The organism is Brevibacterium sp. Z349TD_9, assembly GCF_056173565.1.
In genome coordinates this window covers 3,331,624-3,348,399 of the sequence record NZ_CM149680.1, presented here as the reverse complement: position 1 = coordinate 3,348,399, position 16,776 = coordinate 3,331,624, and the positions used below count along the sequence as shown (strand labels likewise).

Annotated in this window: 16 protein-coding genes; 13 read left to right on the top strand and 3 right to left on the bottom strand. The window is 70.8% G+C overall.

Translation table 11 applies throughout. The annotated features are described in order from the left end of the window. Positions 1-9: 9 nt before the first annotated feature. The 3 genes from mgrA to AC0VYB_RS15535 all read right to left on the bottom strand — a co-directional run bounded on the left by mgrA (position 10) and on the right by AC0VYB_RS15535 (position 2,139). The gene (mgrA, locus tag AC0VYB_RS15545) at positions 10-1,050 is read right to left on the bottom strand and encodes an L-glyceraldehyde 3-phosphate reductase (protein WP_131247899.1); all 1,041 of its coding nucleotides are present in this window, start codon (positions 1,048-1,050) and stop codon (positions 10-12) included. Between the two features lie 45 nt (positions 1,051-1,095). Then, a complete protein-coding gene (locus tag AC0VYB_RS15540; RefSeq protein WP_063251030.1) occupies positions 1,096-1,413 on the bottom strand; it encodes a 4a-hydroxytetrahydrobiopterin dehydratase in 318 nt (105 codons plus the stop codon). 180 nt (positions 1,414-1,593) lie between these two features. Continuing rightward, positions 1,594-2,139 (bottom strand): CGNR zinc finger domain-containing protein, encoded by a 546-nt coding sequence (locus AC0VYB_RS15535; protein ID WP_063251013.1) that lies wholly within the window; start codon positions 2,137-2,139, stop codon positions 1,594-1,596. Positions 2,140-2,164: 25 nt separating this feature from the next. On the opposite strand from AC0VYB_RS15535, the gene AC0VYB_RS15530 reads away from it, so the two are divergent. The 13 genes from AC0VYB_RS15530 (at position 2,165) to ptsP (ending at position 16,776) form a co-directional block, all read left to right on the top strand. Beyond that, a complete protein-coding gene (locus AC0VYB_RS15530; RefSeq protein WP_063251014.1) occupies positions 2,165-2,377 on the top strand; it encodes a hypothetical protein in 213 nt (70 codons plus the stop codon). 174 nt (positions 2,378-2,551) lie between these two features. Beyond that, positions 2,552-3,361, top strand: a complete 810-nt coding sequence (locus AC0VYB_RS15525) for a GntR family transcriptional regulator (protein WP_131247906.1) — start codon at positions 2,552-2,554, stop codon at positions 3,359-3,361. A gap of 14 nt (positions 3,362-3,375) precedes the next feature. Next, on the top strand, positions 3,376-4,596 hold the full coding sequence (locus AC0VYB_RS15520) for an anhydro-N-acetylmuramic acid kinase (RefSeq protein WP_475384817.1): 1,221 nt from the start codon (positions 3,376-3,378) through the stop codon (positions 4,594-4,596). Between the two features lie 43 nt (positions 4,597-4,639). Then, on the top strand, positions 4,640-6,145 hold the full coding sequence (locus tag AC0VYB_RS15515) for a sodium:solute symporter (RefSeq protein ID WP_475384816.1): 1,506 nt from the start codon (positions 4,640-4,642) through the stop codon (positions 6,143-6,145). After that, entirely contained in the window at positions 6,142-7,080 is a 939-nt protein-coding gene (gene murQ, locus AC0VYB_RS15510; RefSeq protein WP_475384815.1) for an N-acetylmuramic acid 6-phosphate etherase, read from the top strand. Before AC0VYB_RS15515 ends, murQ begins: the two co-directional genes overlap by 4 nt. Further along, positions 7,080-8,204 (top strand): N-acetylglucosamine kinase, encoded by a 1,125-nt coding sequence (locus tag AC0VYB_RS15505; protein ID WP_475384814.1) that lies wholly within the window; start codon positions 7,080-7,082, stop codon positions 8,202-8,204. Before murQ ends, AC0VYB_RS15505 begins: the two co-directional genes overlap by 1 nt. A gap of 142 nt (positions 8,205-8,346) precedes the next feature. After that, positions 8,347-10,104: a glycosyltransferase family protein gene (locus AC0VYB_RS15500; RefSeq protein WP_475384813.1), complete on the top strand. Its 1,758-nt coding sequence runs from the start codon at positions 8,347-8,349 to the stop codon at positions 10,102-10,104. 185 nt (positions 10,105-10,289) lie between these two features. Beyond that, on the top strand, positions 10,290-10,544 hold the full coding sequence (locus tag AC0VYB_RS15495) for a PspC domain-containing protein (protein WP_095376332.1): 255 nt from the start codon (positions 10,290-10,292) through the stop codon (positions 10,542-10,544). A 230-nt stretch (positions 10,545-10,774) separates the two neighbouring features. Beyond that, on the top strand, positions 10,775-11,536 hold the full coding sequence (locus AC0VYB_RS15490; protein ID WP_009380978.1) for a DeoR/GlpR family DNA-binding transcription regulator: 762 nt from the start codon (positions 10,775-10,777) through the stop codon (positions 11,534-11,536). Then, a complete protein-coding gene (pfkB, locus tag AC0VYB_RS15485; protein ID WP_475384812.1) occupies positions 11,533-12,480 on the top strand; it encodes a 1-phosphofructokinase in 948 nt (315 codons plus the stop codon). Before AC0VYB_RS15490 ends, pfkB begins: the two co-directional genes overlap by 4 nt. Before the next feature lie 30 nt (positions 12,481-12,510). Continuing rightward, positions 12,511-14,718 (top strand): PTS fructose transporter subunit IIABC, encoded by a 2,208-nt coding sequence (locus tag AC0VYB_RS15480; protein WP_475384811.1) that lies wholly within the window; start codon positions 12,511-12,513, stop codon positions 14,716-14,718. A gap of 70 nt (positions 14,719-14,788) precedes the next feature. Beyond that, the gene (locus AC0VYB_RS15475) at positions 14,789-15,058 is read left to right on the top strand and encodes an HPr family phosphocarrier protein (protein WP_095376328.1); all 270 of its coding nucleotides are present in this window, start codon (positions 14,789-14,791) and stop codon (positions 15,056-15,058) included. Next, positions 15,055-16,776, top strand: coding sequence for a phosphoenolpyruvate--protein phosphotransferase (ptsP, locus tag AC0VYB_RS15470; protein ID WP_475384810.1), 1,722 nt, complete (start codon positions 15,055-15,057; stop codon positions 16,774-16,776). Before AC0VYB_RS15475 ends, ptsP begins: the two co-directional genes overlap by 4 nt.

The following is a 16,776-nucleotide window of genomic DNA, read 5'->3' as shown; positions in this document are numbered from 1 at the left end:
GGCCCAGGCTCAACTCTGCGTGCTCCGACGGGCGTCTCCCCAGATGTCGACACCCGAATCGACGGCGAAGTCGTCGATCGCGGAGAGCTCGTCGTCGGTGAACGGCGCGGAGTCGAGGGCGGCGACGTTGTTCTCGAGCTGGTCGACGCGGCTCGCGCCGATGACGAGCGAGGAGACCCTGGGATCGCGCAGCGCCCAGGCGAGCGCCATCTGGGCGAGTGACTGGCCGCGGGCGGCGGCGATCTCACCGAGTCCGCGGATCCGGGCGAGGTTGTCCTCGGAGAGGAACCCGTCCTTGAACGACGGAGTGTCCTTGCCGGCCCGCGAGTCCTCGGGCACTCCGCCGAGGTATCTGTCGGTGAGCAGGCCCTGGGCGAGCGGGGAGAACGCGATGACGCCGAGCCCATGCTCGGTGGTGGTGTCGAGGAGACCGTCGTCCTCGATCCAGCGGTTGAGCATCGAGTACGAGGGCTGGTGGATGAGCAGCGGGGTGCCGAGGTCGTCGGCGATCTGAGCGGCGCGGGCGGTGTCGGCGGCCGAATACGAGGAGATGCCTGCGTAGAGGGCGCGCCCCGAGCGCACGGCGGTGTCGAGCGCGCCGATGGTCTCCTCGAGCGGAGTCGAGGCGTCCGGGCGGTGGGAGTAGAAGATGTCGACGTAGTCGAGGCCGAGGCGGGCGAGCGACGCGTCGAGGCTCGAGAGCAGGTACTTCCGGCTGCCGCCGGGTCCGCCGTAGGGGCCGGGGTGCATGGCCCAGCCGGCCTTCGTCGAGATGATGAGCTCATCGCGATAGGGGCCGAGGTCCTCGCGCAGCTGCCGGCCGAAGTTGATCTCGGCCGATCCGGCTGGCGGGCCGTAGTTGTTCGCGAGGTCGAAGTGGGTGATGCCGAGGTCGAAGGCGCGGCGGACCAAGTCGCGCTGGGTCTGGAAGGCGACATCGTCGCCGAAGTTGTGCCACATGCCCAGCGACAGTGCCGGCAGGACGAGACCGGATCGGCCCACTCTGCGGTAGGTCATCGAGTCGTAGCGGTTCTCGGCAGCGGCGTACACGGAGTCTCCCCTCAGCAGGCGAACGGTGGCTTCGTTCAGCTTAGGTCACTGCGGCTGATCAGCCGTGATGCCTGCCTCCGCGGCGAAGTTGCTGATCCGTGCGGCGAGCTTGAGGTCGCGGTCGGTCACCGCACCGGTGTCGTGGCTCGTCAGGGTGATCTCGACGCTCGGGTAGGTGAGCGTGATGTCAGGGTGGTGGTTGGCCGCCTCGGCGGCGGCACCGACCCGGTTGACGAACTCGAGCCCGGTGGCGAAGTCTCCGGTGGCGTAGGTGGCGACGATGGACTCGTCGGCGCCGTGCCAGTCGCTCAGCCCCGCGGCCTCGAGGGCGTCGGTGAGTGTCTGTCCCGTGTATTCAGTCATGTCACCATGCTAGGAACTGGCGTCTCCCACGGGAACCCCTCGCGACGAATGCGTGCGCTCAGCCGCGCGGTTCGCATCCGCATCCAGGCCATCCGCGCGGTTGCGATCCACACGCTGCGGATCGATCCATGCCATGCGGATCGGAACCGAGCGGTTGCTGACCCGGCCGCAATCCCGCCCTCAGTCTGACGTACGGGTGCTTTTCGCGCGGTGGCGGCGCACGGCATCGCGGTTGGCGCACCGGACCGAGCAGTACCGTTGACGGCCGCCGCGCGTGACGTCGACGACGACGTTCGCACACGGGTCGCCCGGAGACAGCCCCGCCGCACACCTGCCGAGACGGTGCATGCCGCGCGTCGTGAGGTGGAGGGCTGTGCCGACGCAGATGACGGCCCGCAGCACGTGGGCCAGCGACTGATCGGCATCACGGTAGTGCAGGTGCCAGCCCTCGTCGTCATGGTCGACGAGCCGCGGGAATGCCGCCGCGCTCGCCATGATCGCGTTGAGCAGCTCCGCGCGGGCTTCCGGGCTCTCGGCATCGACGACGCTCAGCCATTCGTCGATGACGGCGCGAGTGTCGCCGAGGTCGGTCGGCGTCGGCGTGAACCCCATCGTCATCCCGAACTCCCGAGTCCGGGCCTCGATGCCGGCGCGGTCGCCTGGCCAGTCGTTGGTCAGCGAGGCTGCGAGGAGGACGGCGTACTCACCGTAAGGGTTGAGTTGAATAAGACCATTACATCAGGCTGAGGTCATGGACACCAGGACAGAGCAGACGACCACACGGAGCCCGTCCCCGAACGGAGACGCCGACGCTTGCGAACACGGCTGGATGACGGAGTCACGCCACCGGGTCTCGACGGGGACGGTCGCCTACGTCCGGTGTGCACGCTGCGGTCGCCGGCGGGTCGACCACCTCGGCGAGGATGCCCGCGTCCCGACCGCCCTCTCGCGCTCGGTCGGGTGACCGCGCGGTTCGCATCCGCATCCCGGCCATCCGCGCGGTTGCGATCCATATGCTGCGGATCGATCCATGCCATGCGGATCGGAACCGAGCGGTTGCCGACCCGACCGCAACCCCGCCTGCAAGAATTAGACCAGTGGTCTTGAAATCAGATGTGAGCTGTGCCTCAATGGGGAGGTGACGAAATTCCATTCGATCCGCGACCAGCTCCTCGATCGCCTCGAGGGCATGGCCGCCGGGGAGCAGTTCCCGCCCGAGCGCCAGCTCGCCGAGCAGCTCGGGATCTCCCGGATGACTCTGCGCCGCGCGATCGACGAACTCGTCGCCCAGGGCGTCGTGCGCCGGCGCCACGGCGCGGGGGTCTTCGCCCTCGGCCCGAAGTTCGACCAGCCGCTGGCCGCGAGCTCGTTCACCGAGGACATGCTCGCCCGCGGACTCACTCCCGGCTCGCACGTCCTCGGCTTCGACCGCGGCCCGGCCGGGGCGCACATCGCCCGGAAGCTCCACCTCGGCGAGGACGACGAGGTCGTGACGATCCTCCGCCTCCGCCTCGCCGATGCGGAGCCGATCGCCCTCGAGGAGCTCCACATCCCCGCCGCCCGCGTCCCCGGCCTCACCGCCGATGACCTCGAGGACAGCTCGTTCTACGAGCTGCTGGGCACCCGCTTCGGCATCGAGCTCGCCCACAGCGTGCAGACGATCGAACCGACCCTCCTCGACGCCGACGAGTCCGCCCACCTCGCGGCTCCACCGCAGGCTCCGGCGCTCCTCTTCGAGCGGATCTCGCGCAGCGCCGACGACGTTCCCTTCGAGTTCGTCCGTTCGGTCTACCGCGGTGACCGCTACAAGGTCCGCACCGAGCTCACGGTCCCCGTCCGACCGGCCAGCCCCGAAGGCAGCCCCGCAGCCCGCCCCGCAACGCCCGCCGAGGCCCGCCCCGCCGCCCGCCCTGCAACCCCCACCCCCGCAAGCGGTGACCGGGCATGATCATCGCCGGGCTGATGACGGGAACCTCGGCCGACGCCCTCGACGTCGCCCTCGCCGAGTTCGTCCACGACCCGTCCGCGGACGAGCTCGGGGTGCGCCTCCTCGCCGGCGAGGAGATGCCCTTCGACCCTGCCCTGCGCACCGACATCCTCCGCCTCCTCGAACCCGTCGAGCTGCCGCTCTCCCTCGTCAGCGACGTCGATGGTCGCCTCGGCCGGTTCAGCGCCGAGGCGCTCGCCCAGGTGTGCGCGAACGTCGGGGCCGTCCCCGACCTCGTCGTCTCCCACGGCCAGACCGTGCGCCACGACATCGCCGAGGCGCGGGTGACCTCGACCCTCCAACTCGGCCAGCCCGCGTGGATCGCCGAGACCCTCGGCGTCCCCGTCCTCTCCGACGTCCGCTCCCGCGACATCGCCGCCGGCGGGCAGGGAGCCCCGCTCGTCGGGATCCTCGACGCCATGCTGCTCACCGATGCGGATACTCCGACCGCGCTGCTCAACCTCGGCGGGATCGCCAACGTCACCGTCATCGCCCCGGACCAGGACCCGTTCGCCTTCGACACGGGTCCCGCGAACGCCCTCATCGACGTCCTCGCCCGCCGGATCGCCGACGGTGCGCAGTCCTGCGACGTCGACGGGGAGCTCGCCGCCCGCGGAAGGGTCGACGCGGCACTGCTGAGCGACCTCCTCGGCGAACCCTATTACCGGCTGCCCGCCCCGAAGTCGACGGGCAAGGAGCACTTCCATGCCGCTTACCTCGACCGATACCTCGTCGACCATCCTCGGCTGAGCGAAGTCGACGCGATCGCCACGGTCACCGCGCTCACCGCCCGCACCATCGCCGAGGCGGTCCGCCCCCACGGCGTCACCGCGGTCATCGCCTCCGGGGGTGGGACCCGGAACCCGACGCTCATGCGTGCCCTGCGCGCCGAGCTCGGAGAGACGGTCACCCTCGAGACGACGGACGCGGCCCTCGGCCTGCCCGAGGGGTCGAAGGAGGCCGTGCTCATGGCGCTCATCGGCTGGCTGAGCTGGCACGGCCTGCCGTCGACCGAGCCGAGCCTCACGGGCGCAACCCGCCGGACGATCGCCGGGCGGCTGAGTCCGGGGTGGAGGCCCCTGCGCCTGCCCGCGTCCCTGGAGCGCCGGCCCCGCCGGCTGCGAATCCTCGACGGGCCCCCGCACGACCCGCCCCCGGGGAAGCCGGAGAATCCGCCCGACGCGAACCCCACCTGAGCCGACCCCCACCGACGCGAATCCCACCGAAGGAGCACCGACCATGCAGATCATCGACCTCCTGGTGATCGTCGCCTACCTCGTCGCCACCGCCTGGCTCGGCCTCAAGCTGAGCGGGAAGCAGAGCGGACTGAGGGACTACTTCCTCGGCGGACGGGATCTGCCCTGGTGGGCGGTGTGCCTCTCCGTCGTCGCGACCGAGACGAGCGCACTCACCGTCATCGGCATCCCCGTGATGAGCTACCTCGGCGACATCTCCTACCTTCAGCTCGCGCTCGGCTACATCGTCGGGCGCATCATCGTCGCCTTCCTCATGCTTCCCCGCTACTACGACGGCGAGATGATCACCGCCTATGCCTACCTCGGCAAGCGCTTCGGCCAGTCGACGCAGACGACGGCGGGCATCACCTTCCTCTTCACCCGCCTGCTCGCCGACGGCATCCGCGTCCTCGCCGCAGCGATCCCGCTCAAGGTCATCCTCGACGGCCTCGGCGTCCACACGTCCTACTTCGTCATCATCGTCGTCCTCGCGCTCGTGACGATCGCCTACACGTTCATCGGCGGGATCAAGGCCGTCGTCTGGGTCGACGTCGCCCAGATGGTCCTCTACGTCCTCGGCGGGGTCCTCGCGATCGTCGTCATCACCGCGAGCGTCGGCGGAGGATGGCTCGCCGAGGCGGCCGCCGCCGGAAAGCTGCAGATGTTCGTCTTCGAGGGCAACCCGATCAACGCGGCCGGATCGTTCATCCCCTCGTTCGTCGGCGGCGCCGTGTTCGCGATGGCCTCCCACGGTTCCGACCAGATCATCGTCCAGCGGCTCCTGTCGTGCCGGACGAAGGCCGACGCGCAGAAGGCGCTCATCGTCTCCGGCTTCGTCGTCTTCGTCCAGTTCGCGATCTTCCTCGCCGTCGGACTCGCCCTGTGGGCCTACTACGACCAGGCCCTGCCCGCCGACCTCGGGCTCACCCGCGACGACGAGATCTTCCCCCTCTTCATCATCGAGGGCCTCCCGCCGGGGATCTCCGGCCTCCTCCTCGCAGGCATCCTCGCCGCCGCGATGTCGACCCTGTCGTCCTCGCTCTCGGCCCTGTCGTCCTCGACCGTCACCGACGTCTGGGCCCGGTTCAGGCGGACCCCGCTCACCGACGCAGAGGGCCTCAGGGTCGGCCGCTGGGCGACGATCGCATGGGGGATCGCGTTCATCCTCCCGGCCACGGTCTTCGAATCCGACTCCGGCAACATCGTCATCCTCGCCCTCGGCATCGCCGGCATCACCTACGGCGGCCTCCTCGGCGCGTTCGTCTTCGGAATGGTCAACAAGCGCGCGACCGCCGTCGATGCGAACATCGCCTTCGTCCTCGCCATCGCCGTCAACGCGTACTTCTTCATCATGGAGAAGTACGTCACCGGTGAGGTCTGGGTGGCCTGGCAGTGGTACCCGCTCCTCGGCGTCATCGTCATGGTCGTCGTCGGCGGGCTGCTCTCCCTGCGCCACCCGTCTCCCCCTGCCCGCACCCCCGCCGAGGTGGAAGGAAGCCTCCGTCCATGACCGATCAGTCCCAGCCCGCACCGTCAGCCGACGCCCGGCCGCGGCTGTCCCCGACAGAACAGCGCAACCCCCGCAGTGCGGGCCTCGACGACCTCGATGCCCTCGGCGTCCTCCGCCTCCTCAACACCGAGGACCGGGTCGTCATCGACGCCGTCGCAGCCGCCCTGCCGCAGCTCGCGGCCCTCGTCGACACGGCCGCCGAGCGGATGCGCGCGGGTGGGACCGTCCACTACTTCGGGGCGGGGACCTCGGGTCGGCTCGGGGTGCTCGACGCGAGCGAGCTCATGCCGACGTTCAACCTCGAACCCGGCCGCGTCGTCGGGCACATCGCCGGAGGAGAGCCCGCCCTCGTCAACGCCGTCGAGAACGCCGAGGACTCCCTGACCGACGGACGCACCGCGGGTGCCGCGCTGGGGGAGCGGGACGTCGCGATCGGCATCGCGGCAAGCGGGTCGACGCCCTACGTCCGCGGCGCCCTCGAGGCCGCCCGGGCGAACGGCGCGCACACCGTGCTCATCTCGAACAACCCGCACGCCCCTGTCGCCGAGGCGGCCGCCGCCCACATCGTCCTCGACACCGGCCCCGAGGTCGTCACCGGGTCGACCCGGCTCAAGGCCGGCACCGCGCAGAAGCTCGCTCTCAACGGCTTCTCCACCGCCCTCATGGTCGCCCTCGGCCGCACGTGGGAGAACCTCATGGTCTCCGTCGTCGCGACGAACGCGAAGCTGCGCGACCGCACCGTGCGCATCCTCACCGACGCCGCCGACCTCGACGAGGCAGCGGCCCGCGACCTCCTCGCCCGATGCGGCGATGACCTCAAGACGGCGTTGGTCGTCTCCTTCGCCGAGGTGACTCCCGCCGTGGCCGCCGAGCTGCTGAGCACCCATGACGGTTCGGTGCGGGCGGCGATCGCCGCGGCCGGAGGCAGCGACTGATGCGCGACTGTCAGGCCGCCGAACTCGTCCTCGGCATCGACGTCGGCGGCACCGGCTCCCGCGTCGCGCTGGCCGCGGCCGCAGACCGGGACGCGGACCCCGCCGCAGACCGGGACGCGGACCCCGCCGCAGACCGGGACGCGGACCCCGCCGCATACCCGGAGAGCGCCGACGATCCGGCGGCGCACCCGGCGGACGCTGACACGACACGCTCCGACCGCCTCGGCGAACACACCGTCCTGGGCACCCTCACCGGGCCCCGCGTCGAGATCGGACCCGAGGGCAGCGGCGCTCCCATCGTCATCCGGCGGCTCGTCTCCGCGGCACGGCAGGCGTGGCCGGAGCAGTTCCCACGCGTCGTCGGCATCGGGATCGGGGCGACCGGGATCGCCTCCCTCACCGATGATCCCGCGGTGCTCGCGCAGGTCATCGCCGCCGAAGCGGACGCCCCGACCGCGGTGACGATCGATGCCGTCACCGCCCACCTCGGCGCGCTGCGGGGACAGGGCGGGGCGATCGCGGTGCTCGGTACGGGCGCGATCGCCATCGCCCACCCCGGCGCCGACGACCACGGCGTGCTCACCGCCCAGTGGTCGCGGGTCGACGGCTGGGGGCACCTCTTCGGCGACCGCGGGGGCGGGGCGTGGCTGGGACGGCTCGCCCTCGAGGCGGCTCTGCGTGCCCACGACAAGGTTGACGTCCGCGGTGCCGCACTGCTCGCGGCGGCCACCGGTCGGTTCGGGCAGCCGAGCTCGTGGCCGGCGACGTTCTACACGCGCAGCGACCGTGCGGGCCTCCTCGCCGAGTTCGCCGCCGACGTCGCGACTCTGGCCCGCCTCGACGATCCCGTCGCGGTCGACCTCCTCGCCGAGGCGGGACGGGAGGCCGCCCGCAGCGCCGTCGCCGCGGCGACCGCGGCCGGGGCGCAGCGGGTCGCGGTGACCGGTGGGCTCACCCAGGCAGGGGAGGCGCTGCTTGAGGCCTTCCGCGCCGAAGCGCAGCATCGGCGCCCGGACGCCGCCGTCGTCGAGGCGGCGGGCAGTCCCCTCGACGGTGCGCTCGTCCTCGCCGACCATGTCGCCGCCGGCCGGGTGCGAGCCCAGGCCGAAGTGCTCTGGGTGTGAGGACCCCCGAGGTGGTTCCGGAATCAGCGGGGAGGAGCCGAGGTCGCATGCCCTGACAACCGGGCTTGCCGTCTCCAAGTGTTCACCTGGCCTGCACCTGCGGATCAACCCCAGGTCAGAATCCCCCCGCAGGATCAACACTGTGAGAATCAGTGGTGAACCGACCTCCGGGATCGACCGCCTCATGCGCGGCACCGATCTCCCCGTCAGGCCCAGTCTTCCCTCCGCTCTCGTCCGGACCCCTCGGACCCGGACCTCCGCCTCGGCGGACATCGAACTGCCGACCGGTGAGCGCACCCGGGCGTACCGCTTCTTCGAGGCGCTGCCGGCGCTCATCAGCTATACGGCGATCGCACTCGTCTTCGTCCTCCCGTTCCTCGACGCGATGCTCGGCGCGGTCTACGTCCTCACCATCGTCGGCCTCACCTTCGTCCGGGCGATGCGCGGAGCCGTCGACGTCGCCCGCGGGTTCGCCCGCTACCGGCGGGCCGCCCGCGTCGATTGGAGGGCCCGGCTCGTCGACCTCGAGCGGGCGATGGACGGGCGTGCGCCCCTGCCGGTCCCACTCGGCGGATTCCGTGCCGCCGAGCACCTCGCCGAGGTCGCTCGGGTGCGTGCGGATCCCGCTTCGGTGATACGCCCCTCCACGCTCATCCATGCCGTCGTCGTGGCCGCCTACAACGAACCCTTCGAGGTCATCGCCGGAACGATCCGGGCCCTCCTGCACACCTCGACCTCGCCAGGACAGATCGTCGTCTTCTTCGCCTACGAGGAGCGCGGGGGCCCGGCGATGGCGGAGACCGCCCGCCGCCTCGCCGCGGTCTACGGTGACCGGTTCCGGGCGTTCGAACTCGTCCCCCATCCCGCGGGCGTCCCCGGTGAGATCGCCGGCAAGGGCGCGAACATCACGCACGCGGGGCGGGCGCTCGCCGCCTGGGTGCGGGAGGAGGCCATCGACCCGGAGCGGGTCATCGTCACCACCCTCGACTGCGACAACATCCCGCACGAGTCGTACTTCGACTGCGTCGCTTACGAATATGCGATCGCGCCGGACCGGGCCAGGGTCTCGTTCCAGCCGATCAGCCTCTACATCACGAACATCTGGGATGCGCCCGCGCCGTCGCGGGTGGTCGCGAGCGCGAACTGCTTCTGGAACCTCACGACGACGGTGCGGCTCTTCGCGCTGCGCAACTTCGCCTCGCACTCCCAGCCGCTGCCGGCGCTCATCGACATGGGGTTCTGGTCGACGCGGACGATCGTCGAGGACGGCCACCAGTACTGGCGCAGCTGGTGCCACTTCGACGGCGACTATCGGGTCGTGCCCGTCCACGTCCCGATCTTCCAGGACGCCGTGCTCGCCGGCAGCTTCGCGCAGACGATGGTCGCGCAGTTCAAGCAGCTCAGCCGCTGGTCGTACGGCGCGAGCGACGTCCCCTACGTCGGGGTGAGGGTGTTCGCCGGGGACGCCAGATCCCCGTTCTGGCCCGGATTCCTCCGCTTCCTCTCCCTGCTCGAAGGCCACGTCAGCCTCGCGACGATCTCGGTGATCATCGCCGTCGGAGGGTGGATCCCCTTCGTCGTCGCCACGCAGACCGGTCAGGCGACCGAGTTCATCGAGCGGATGCCGATGACCGTCGGTCTCGTCCAACAGCTGGGAATGATCGGGCTCATCGTCTCCGTCGTCGTCTTCCGTGCCCTGCTGCCCCCGCGCCCGGTCCACGTGCCGCCGCTGCGGAGCGTGACGATGTGGCTGCAGTGGCTGCTCTACCCGCTCACCCTTCTCGTCTTCAACTCCGGCACCGCGCTCTATTCGCAGTGGTGCCTGCTCACCGGCCGGTACCGGGAGCGCTTCGACGTCACCGAGAAGGTCTCCGGAGCGGAGCTGCGCCGGACCGCGTAGTCCGGGTGCCGGGGATTCCTCGCCGAGGCGGGGGCCGGGTCCCGATGCCGACATCCCGGTGCCGGCATCCCGGTGCCGGCCCCCGCCGTCACCCTCCCGGTGCTTCGCAGATTATGGGTTTCCTCAGTCGAGTCTCAGGTCTTCACCCCTGTGGGGCGGCGTGAGCGCGGCGTAGTGTCGAAGACATGAACGCGATATTCGACTCCATCCGCAAGATCGGCTTCCGCCGCGGACCCGACCGGATCGTCGGCGGCATCGCCGGGGGACTGGCGAAGGTCACGGGGCTCAACGTCTGGCTCGTGAGGATCCTCGTCCTTCTCTCCTTCCTCCTTCCCGTCGTCGGACTCGGCGCCTACGCCGTCGTCTGGGCGATCACCCCGTGGCAGGACGGGAGCATCCCGCTCCAGCGTGCCCTCGGCGGCGGTCAGCTCGAACGGTAGGCCCGCCTCTGAGAAGCCCACGACTCGCGTGACTGCGACCGGCAGTTCCGGTCACGCGATGAGGCCCCGCGCTCCCTTGTCAGGGAGGGAACGCGGGGCCTCCTGACGTCCGCGCCCGAGCGGCGCACTTCGTCGGCATTGCCCCTGCTCAGCACATCTGCGTAACGCATTCCCAAAAACAGATGTTGGTTTTGCTGTGTTTATGCCCGAATGTGTGAGATTATGAATCCGTGTACGCCGCCGAACGCCAACAGACCATCCTCGCCGCCGCCCGGTCGGCCGGCCGAGTTGAGGTCACCGCCCTCGCTGATCAGCTCAATGTGACAGCAGAGACGATCCGGCGAGATCTCACGGTCCTCGAGCGGCGCGGACTGCTCAAGCGCATGCACGGGGGAGCGATCCCGGCCGAGGCCCTCTCGCTCGAACCGGCGCTCGAGGAGCGCATCGGCCACCGCGCCGCGGAGAAGCGGCGCCTCGCACTGCGCGCCCTCGAGGAGATCCCCGACGGCGGCAGCGTCCTCCTCGACGCGGGCACGAGCACTCTTGCGATCGCCCAGGCCCTTCCCGACGAACTGGCCCTCACCGTCGTCGCCAACAGCCCGATGATCTGCGCGGCCCTCGCCGCGAAACCGGGCATCACACTCCTCCAGCTCGGCGGTCGGGTGCGCGAGCTCACCGGCGCCGCAGTCGGACGGTGGACCACCGAGGCGCTGTCCGAGCTCACCATCGATGTCGGGTTCATCGGCACCAACGGGTTCGACGTCGACCGCGGTCTCACCACGCCTGACGAGTCCGAGGCCGCAACGAAGCGGGCCATGGTCGACGCATGCCGTTCGTCGATCCTCGTCGCGGACTCGAGCAAAGCCGCGCAGGTCCACCTCCATCGCTTCGCAGGCATCGACGCCGTCGACCTCATCATCACTGACACCGACCTCGGCGACCAGAGCGCTGAAGAGCTGCGCGCCGCGGGACCGGAGGTCGTGACCGTATGATCGTCACCCTCACGCCGAACCCCAGTGTCGACCGTGCCGTCACCGTCGACGCGCTGCGCCGCGGCCATGTCCTGCGGGCGCACGCCTCTCGTGTCGACCCGGGCGGCAAAGGCGTCAACGTCGGTCGGGCGCTGTCCGCGATGGGTGCTGACCCTCTCGTCATCGTGCCCTCGGGCGGTCCCGAAGGCGCACTGTTCGAGACGCTGCTCGCCGAGGACGGCACCCCCACGAGGGTCGTCCCCATCGCCGAGAGCATGCGGATGAACATCAGCGTCCTCGAGCCCGGCGGGACGACGACGAAGCTCAACGAAGCCGGCCCCGCACTCACCGCCGCCGACGTCGACAGTCTGCTCGAGACCACGCTCGAGCACGCCACCCCCGGGGTCTGGATCGCCGGCTGCGGCAGCCTCCCGCCCGGAGCGCCCGCCGACCTCTACGCCGCGCTCGTGCGCGAGGCCCAGGCTCGCGGGGCCAGGGTGGCCGTCGACACCTCGGGGGCGCCCTTCGCGGCCGCCGTCGCCGCCGCACCGACGCTCATCAAACCCAACCGCATCGAGCTCGCCGAACTCTGCGGCCGCAGTCTCGACACCCTCGGATCCGTCATCGACACGGCACGGGAGCTCGTGGCAGCGGGCGTCGAGAACGTCGCCGTCAGCCTCGGCCGCGACGGTGCGGTCCTCGTCACCGCCGAGGAGGCCCTCCACGCGACAGCGGTCATCACCGACCCCGTCTCCACCGTCGGAGCCGGCGACTGCATGCTCGCCGGCCTGCTGCTCGGACTCGACCAGGGTGCCGGCGCCGCGAGCGCTCTCAGCCAGGGAGTGGTGTGGGGTGCGGCCGCCGTGCGGCTCGAAGGCACCGCCGTGCCCACCCCTGCCCACCTCGTCGACATCCCGCTGTCGATCACCCGCGAGCCCGAGCTCGCCCTGCCACTGGACGACTGACTCGCCCACCGGGTCACGAAAGGAACCGCCATGCCACTGATCAATGACGAACAGGTGCTGCTCGACCTCGGCGACGCCGACCGGTCCGCGGCGACGCGGAGGCTCGCCGAGTGCCTCGTGGCCACCGGTCGCTGCACCGACCTCGACCTCTTCGTCGCCGACGTCGAGGAACGCGAGGCGAAGACCGCGACCGGCCTGCCGGGAGGCATCGCGATCCCGCACGCCCGCAGCGCCGCGATCACCGAGCCCTCGCTCGTCTTCGGCCGGACCACCGACGGCATCCCGTGGGGTGCCAAGGACGGTCCCGCCCGCCTCGTCTTCCTCATCGCGGCCCCCGCCGACGGCGGGGACGCCCACATGACGGTCCTCCCGCAGCTCGCCCGCGCCCTGATGAAGGAGGACTTCCGTCAGGCGCTGCTCAACGCCTCGACCCCGGCGGAGGTCGTCGCCATCGTCGAGGAGCAGGTCCACCTCGACGATGACGCGTCCGCGACGGCTGCCACGTCGCCGACAGCCCCGGCGTCGGCCGGACCTGCGACAGCTGCCGGACCTGCGACGGCTGCCGGATCCCCGACGACGGACGGTGCCGACACCCCCGCCGAGGCGACCGCCCCGGTTCCCGCCTCATCGCCGTCCACGTCGCCGTCGTCCACCGAGCCGCCGTCCGCGGAAGCGAGGTCCGCCGAGTCGGCCGACCGGACCTTCCGGTTCGTCGGTGTGACCTCGTGTCCGACCGGCATCGCCCACACGTACATGGCCGCGGAGTCCCTCGAGAACGCCGCCCGCGCTGCCGGTCACGAGATCATCGTCGAGACGCAGGGCTCAGCCGGATCGACCCCGCTCACCGCGGCGCAGATCGCCGAGGCGGACGCCGTCATCTTCGCTCACGACGTCGAGGTGAAGGAACGGGCCCGGTTCGCCGGGAAGCCGACCGTCGACGTCGGCGTGAAGAAGGCGATCTCGGAGGCACCCCAGCTCATCGAACGGGCGAGAGAACTCGCCGTGGCCGGACCGCAGGAATCCGACCGTACCGCCGCGGCGGCCGCGGAGTCCCGCACCGAGGACGAATCTGCCCAGAGCCTCGGCTTCGGCACCCGGCTGCGCCAGTGGCTGATGACCGGTGTGTCCTACATGATCCCGTTCGTCGCCGCCGGCGGCATCCTCATCGCCGTGTCCTTCATGCTCGCGCAGATCGCCCTCGGTGAGAGCGGAGCGATCGAGATCGTCAAGTACGGCCTCGTCGGCGACGACCAGTACAACATCGCGCAGAACTTCGACTTCACCAGCCTCACCTCGTGGGCGGCGCTCGCCTACGTCATCGGAGCCGCCTCCTTCGGCTTCCTCGTGCCGATCCTCTCCGGCTACATCGCCTTCGCCATCGCCGACCGGCCCGGCCTCGTCCCGGGCATCGTCGCCGGCTCCGTCGCCGTGACCATGGACGCCGGGTTCCTCGGCGGCATCGTCACCGGTCTGCTCGCCGGGTTCGTCGCCAAATGGATCTCGAGCTGGAAGGTTCACAAGGGGGTCCGCGGCGTCATGCCCGTCGTCGTCATCCCGCTCCTCTCGACGCTCGTCACCGCGGGCCTCTTCATCACCGTGCTCGGCCGCCCGATCGTCGCGCTCATGGACGGCCTCAACGCGGGACTCGGCAGCCTCACCGGCGGCGGTGTGCTCATCCTCGGGCTCATCCTCGGCGCCATGATGGGCTTCGACCTCGGCGGCCCCGTCAACAAGGTCGCCTACGGCTTCGCCACCGCCGGACTCTCGGCGGCAGGCACCGCCATGGATGCCCCGCAGCTGAAGATCATGGCCGCGGTCATGGCGGCCGGCATGGTCGCACCGCTCGCGCTCGCCCTGGCGACGACGGTCGCTCCGAAGCTCTTCTCGGTGCCGGAGAGGGAGAACGGCAAAGCGGCCTGGCTGCTCGGAGCCTCGTTCATCTCCGAAGGCGCCATTCCATTCGCCGCCGCCGACCCGATCCGGATCATCATCGCCTCGACCATCGGGTCGTCGGTGACCGGCGGACTCGTCATGCTCTTCGGCTCGACGCTGCTCGCCCCGCACGGCGGCATCTGGGTGCTCCCGCTCATCGGCCAGCCGCTGCTCTTCGTCCTCGCGCTCGCCGTCGGCGTCGCCATCACGGCCGCACTCGTCGTCCTCCTCAAAGGCCTGGCAGTGCGCAGGCGGACGGCGAAGACCGAGGACACCACCCCGGCACCGGCCCCGGTCGCCGCATAACAGGACATCGCACCACACCCATCCACCGGTCCGCTGCGAAGCGCGCCGACCCCATCCACAAGGAGAGATCATGGCAACCCGATCCGTCACCATCGCCTCAACCGTCGGCCTCCACGCCCGTCCGGCCTCCCTCTTCGTCGAAGCCGTCTCCGAATCCGGTGTCGACGTCGAGATCAGCCGTCCGGGCGACGAGCCCGTCGACGCCGGAAGCATCCTCGGCGTCATGGCGCTCGGTGCCAAACACGGCGAAGAGGTCGTCCTCACTGCCGAGGGCGCCGACGCCGAGGTCGTGCTCGACCGTCTCGTCGAACTCCTGTCCACGGACATGGACGCGCAATGAGCACCGGCAGCCACCTCGGCGAGGCTCGTGCCGAACATCCGGATGCTGTGGTCCTCCACGGACTCGGGGTGAGCCCCGGATCGGCGTACGGCCCGATCGTCCAGGCGGCCGCTCCCGTCGAACCGCCCGCCGACGAACCGGCGGCGGAGGATCCCGCAGCCGCCTCGGAGACGGCGATCGCGAGCTTCATGCACGTCGCCGACACGCTCGATGCGAAGGCGCTGAGCGCGGAGACCACGGCCCGCGACATCCTCAAGGCGACGGCGATGATCGCCCGGGACCGGTCGCTCCACCGTGAGGTGACGAAGCGCCTCAACGCGGGAAGCGGGCCGACCCGGGCCATCGCCGAGGCGATCGAGGAGTTCGCCGCCCGGTTCGAGGCCCTCGGCGGGTACTTCGCCGAACGCGTCACCGATCTGCGCGACGTCGGTGCCCGAGCCATCGCCGAGGTGCTCGGTGAGCCGGCACCCGGACTGCCCACCCTCAACGAACCGAGCGTCGTCGCCGCCGACGACCTCGCGCCGGCCGAGACGGCGACGCTCGATCGCTCGCTCGTGCTCGGGATCGTCACCCGGCACGGTGGGCTGACCAGCCACACCGCGATCCTCGCGGCGCAGATGGGCATCCCTGCCGTCGTGCAGGTCCATGATGCGACGACGATCCCTACGGGCACCCCGGTCTCGATCGACGGTGGCAGCGGGGAGGTTGTCGTCCGACCGGCCCCGGCGGCCGTCGAGGCTCAGCGGGAGCGTCGGGAACGACTCGCGGCAGCCCTCGCCGAGGTGACCGGACCGGGGGAGACCGCCGACGGTCACCGTGTCGCCCTGCTCGCCAACATCGGGGGAGTCGAGGACGCGGAGCTCGCCGGTGCCGAGGACGTTGAGGGCGTTGGCCTCTTCCGCACCGAGTTCGTCTTCCTCTCCGCCGCGGCGGCCCCGACCGTCGAGGAGCAGACGGAGATCTACCGGAAGGTCTTCGCTCCGTTCTCCGGTCGCCGCGTCGTCGTGCGCACTCTCGACGCGGGGGCGGACAAGCCTCTCGCCTTCGCGGATCTCGGGCCCGAGGAGAATCCGGCGCTCGGTCGCCGCGGACTGCGGCTCTCCCAGGCCAGGCCGGATGTGCTCGATGCGCAGCTGCAGGCACTCGCCGCGGCTTCGGCGGAGACGGGAGCCGATGTGCGCGTGATGGCGCCGATGGTCTCCACGGCTGCCGAGGCGCGCTGGTTCGCCGAGCAGGTCCGAGCCGCGGGGCTCGCGACGGCCGGCGTGATGATCGAGGTCCCCGCCGCAGCGCTGCGGGCACGTCAGGTGCTTGAGGCCGTCGACTTCGGCAGCCTCGGCACCAACGACCTTGCCCAGTACACGATGGCGGCGGACCGGATGGAGGGTGAGCTCTCCGAGCTGCTCGACCCATGGCAGCCGGCGGTCCTCGACGTGATCGCAGCGGCGGCGAACGGTGCCAGCCAGGCCGGCAGGCCGCTCGGCGTCTGCGGCGAATCGGCCGGTGACCCGCTGCTCGCGCTCGTCCTCGTCGGGCTCGGGGTCACGAGCCTCTCGATGGCGCCGAGCAAGGTCGGTGCGGTGCGACTGGCTCTGCGCACCCATTCTCAGGCCGATTGCCGTGCTCTTGCCGACGCAGCTCTTGAGGCCGAGTCGCCCGAGGCCGCCCGCGAGGCTGTGCGAGCAGCGGTCGCGCCCGCGCTTGCCGATCTCCTCTGA

What these genes read in the sequence shown, in the direction of transcription:
- AC0VYB_RS15540 (WP_063251030.1), bottom strand. Translation starts at nt 1,413, where the DNA reads ATGACTGAATACACGGGACAGACACTCACCGACGCCCTCGAGGCCGCG.
- AC0VYB_RS15530 (WP_063251014.1), top strand. Translation starts at nt 2,165, where the DNA reads ATGGACACCAGGACAGAGCAGACGACCACACGGAGCCCGTCCCCGAAC.
- AC0VYB_RS15520 (WP_475384817.1), top strand. Translation starts at nt 3,376, where the DNA reads ATGACGGGAACCTCGGCCGACGCCCTCGACGTCGCCCTCGCCGAGTTC.
- AC0VYB_RS15515 (WP_475384816.1), top strand. Translation starts at nt 4,640, where the DNA reads ATGCAGATCATCGACCTCCTGGTGATCGTCGCCTACCTCGTCGCCACC.
- murQ (WP_475384815.1), top strand. Translation starts at nt 6,142, where the DNA reads ATGACCGATCAGTCCCAGCCCGCACCGTCAGCCGACGCCCGGCCGCGG.
- AC0VYB_RS15505 (WP_475384814.1), top strand. Translation starts at nt 7,080, where the DNA reads ATGCGCGACTGTCAGGCCGCCGAACTCGTCCTCGGCATCGACGTCGGC.
- AC0VYB_RS15495 (WP_095376332.1), top strand. Translation starts at nt 10,290, where the DNA reads ATGAACGCGATATTCGACTCCATCCGCAAGATCGGCTTCCGCCGCGGA.
- pfkB (WP_475384812.1), top strand. Translation starts at nt 11,533, where the DNA reads ATGATCGTCACCCTCACGCCGAACCCCAGTGTCGACCGTGCCGTCACC.
- AC0VYB_RS15480 (WP_475384811.1), top strand. Translation starts at nt 12,511, where the DNA reads ATGCCACTGATCAATGACGAACAGGTGCTGCTCGACCTCGGCGACGCC.
- AC0VYB_RS15475 (WP_095376328.1), top strand. Translation starts at nt 14,789, where the DNA reads ATGGCAACCCGATCCGTCACCATCGCCTCAACCGTCGGCCTCCACGCC.
- ptsP (WP_475384810.1), top strand. Translation starts at nt 15,055, where the DNA reads ATGAGCACCGGCAGCCACCTCGGCGAGGCTCGTGCCGAACATCCGGAT.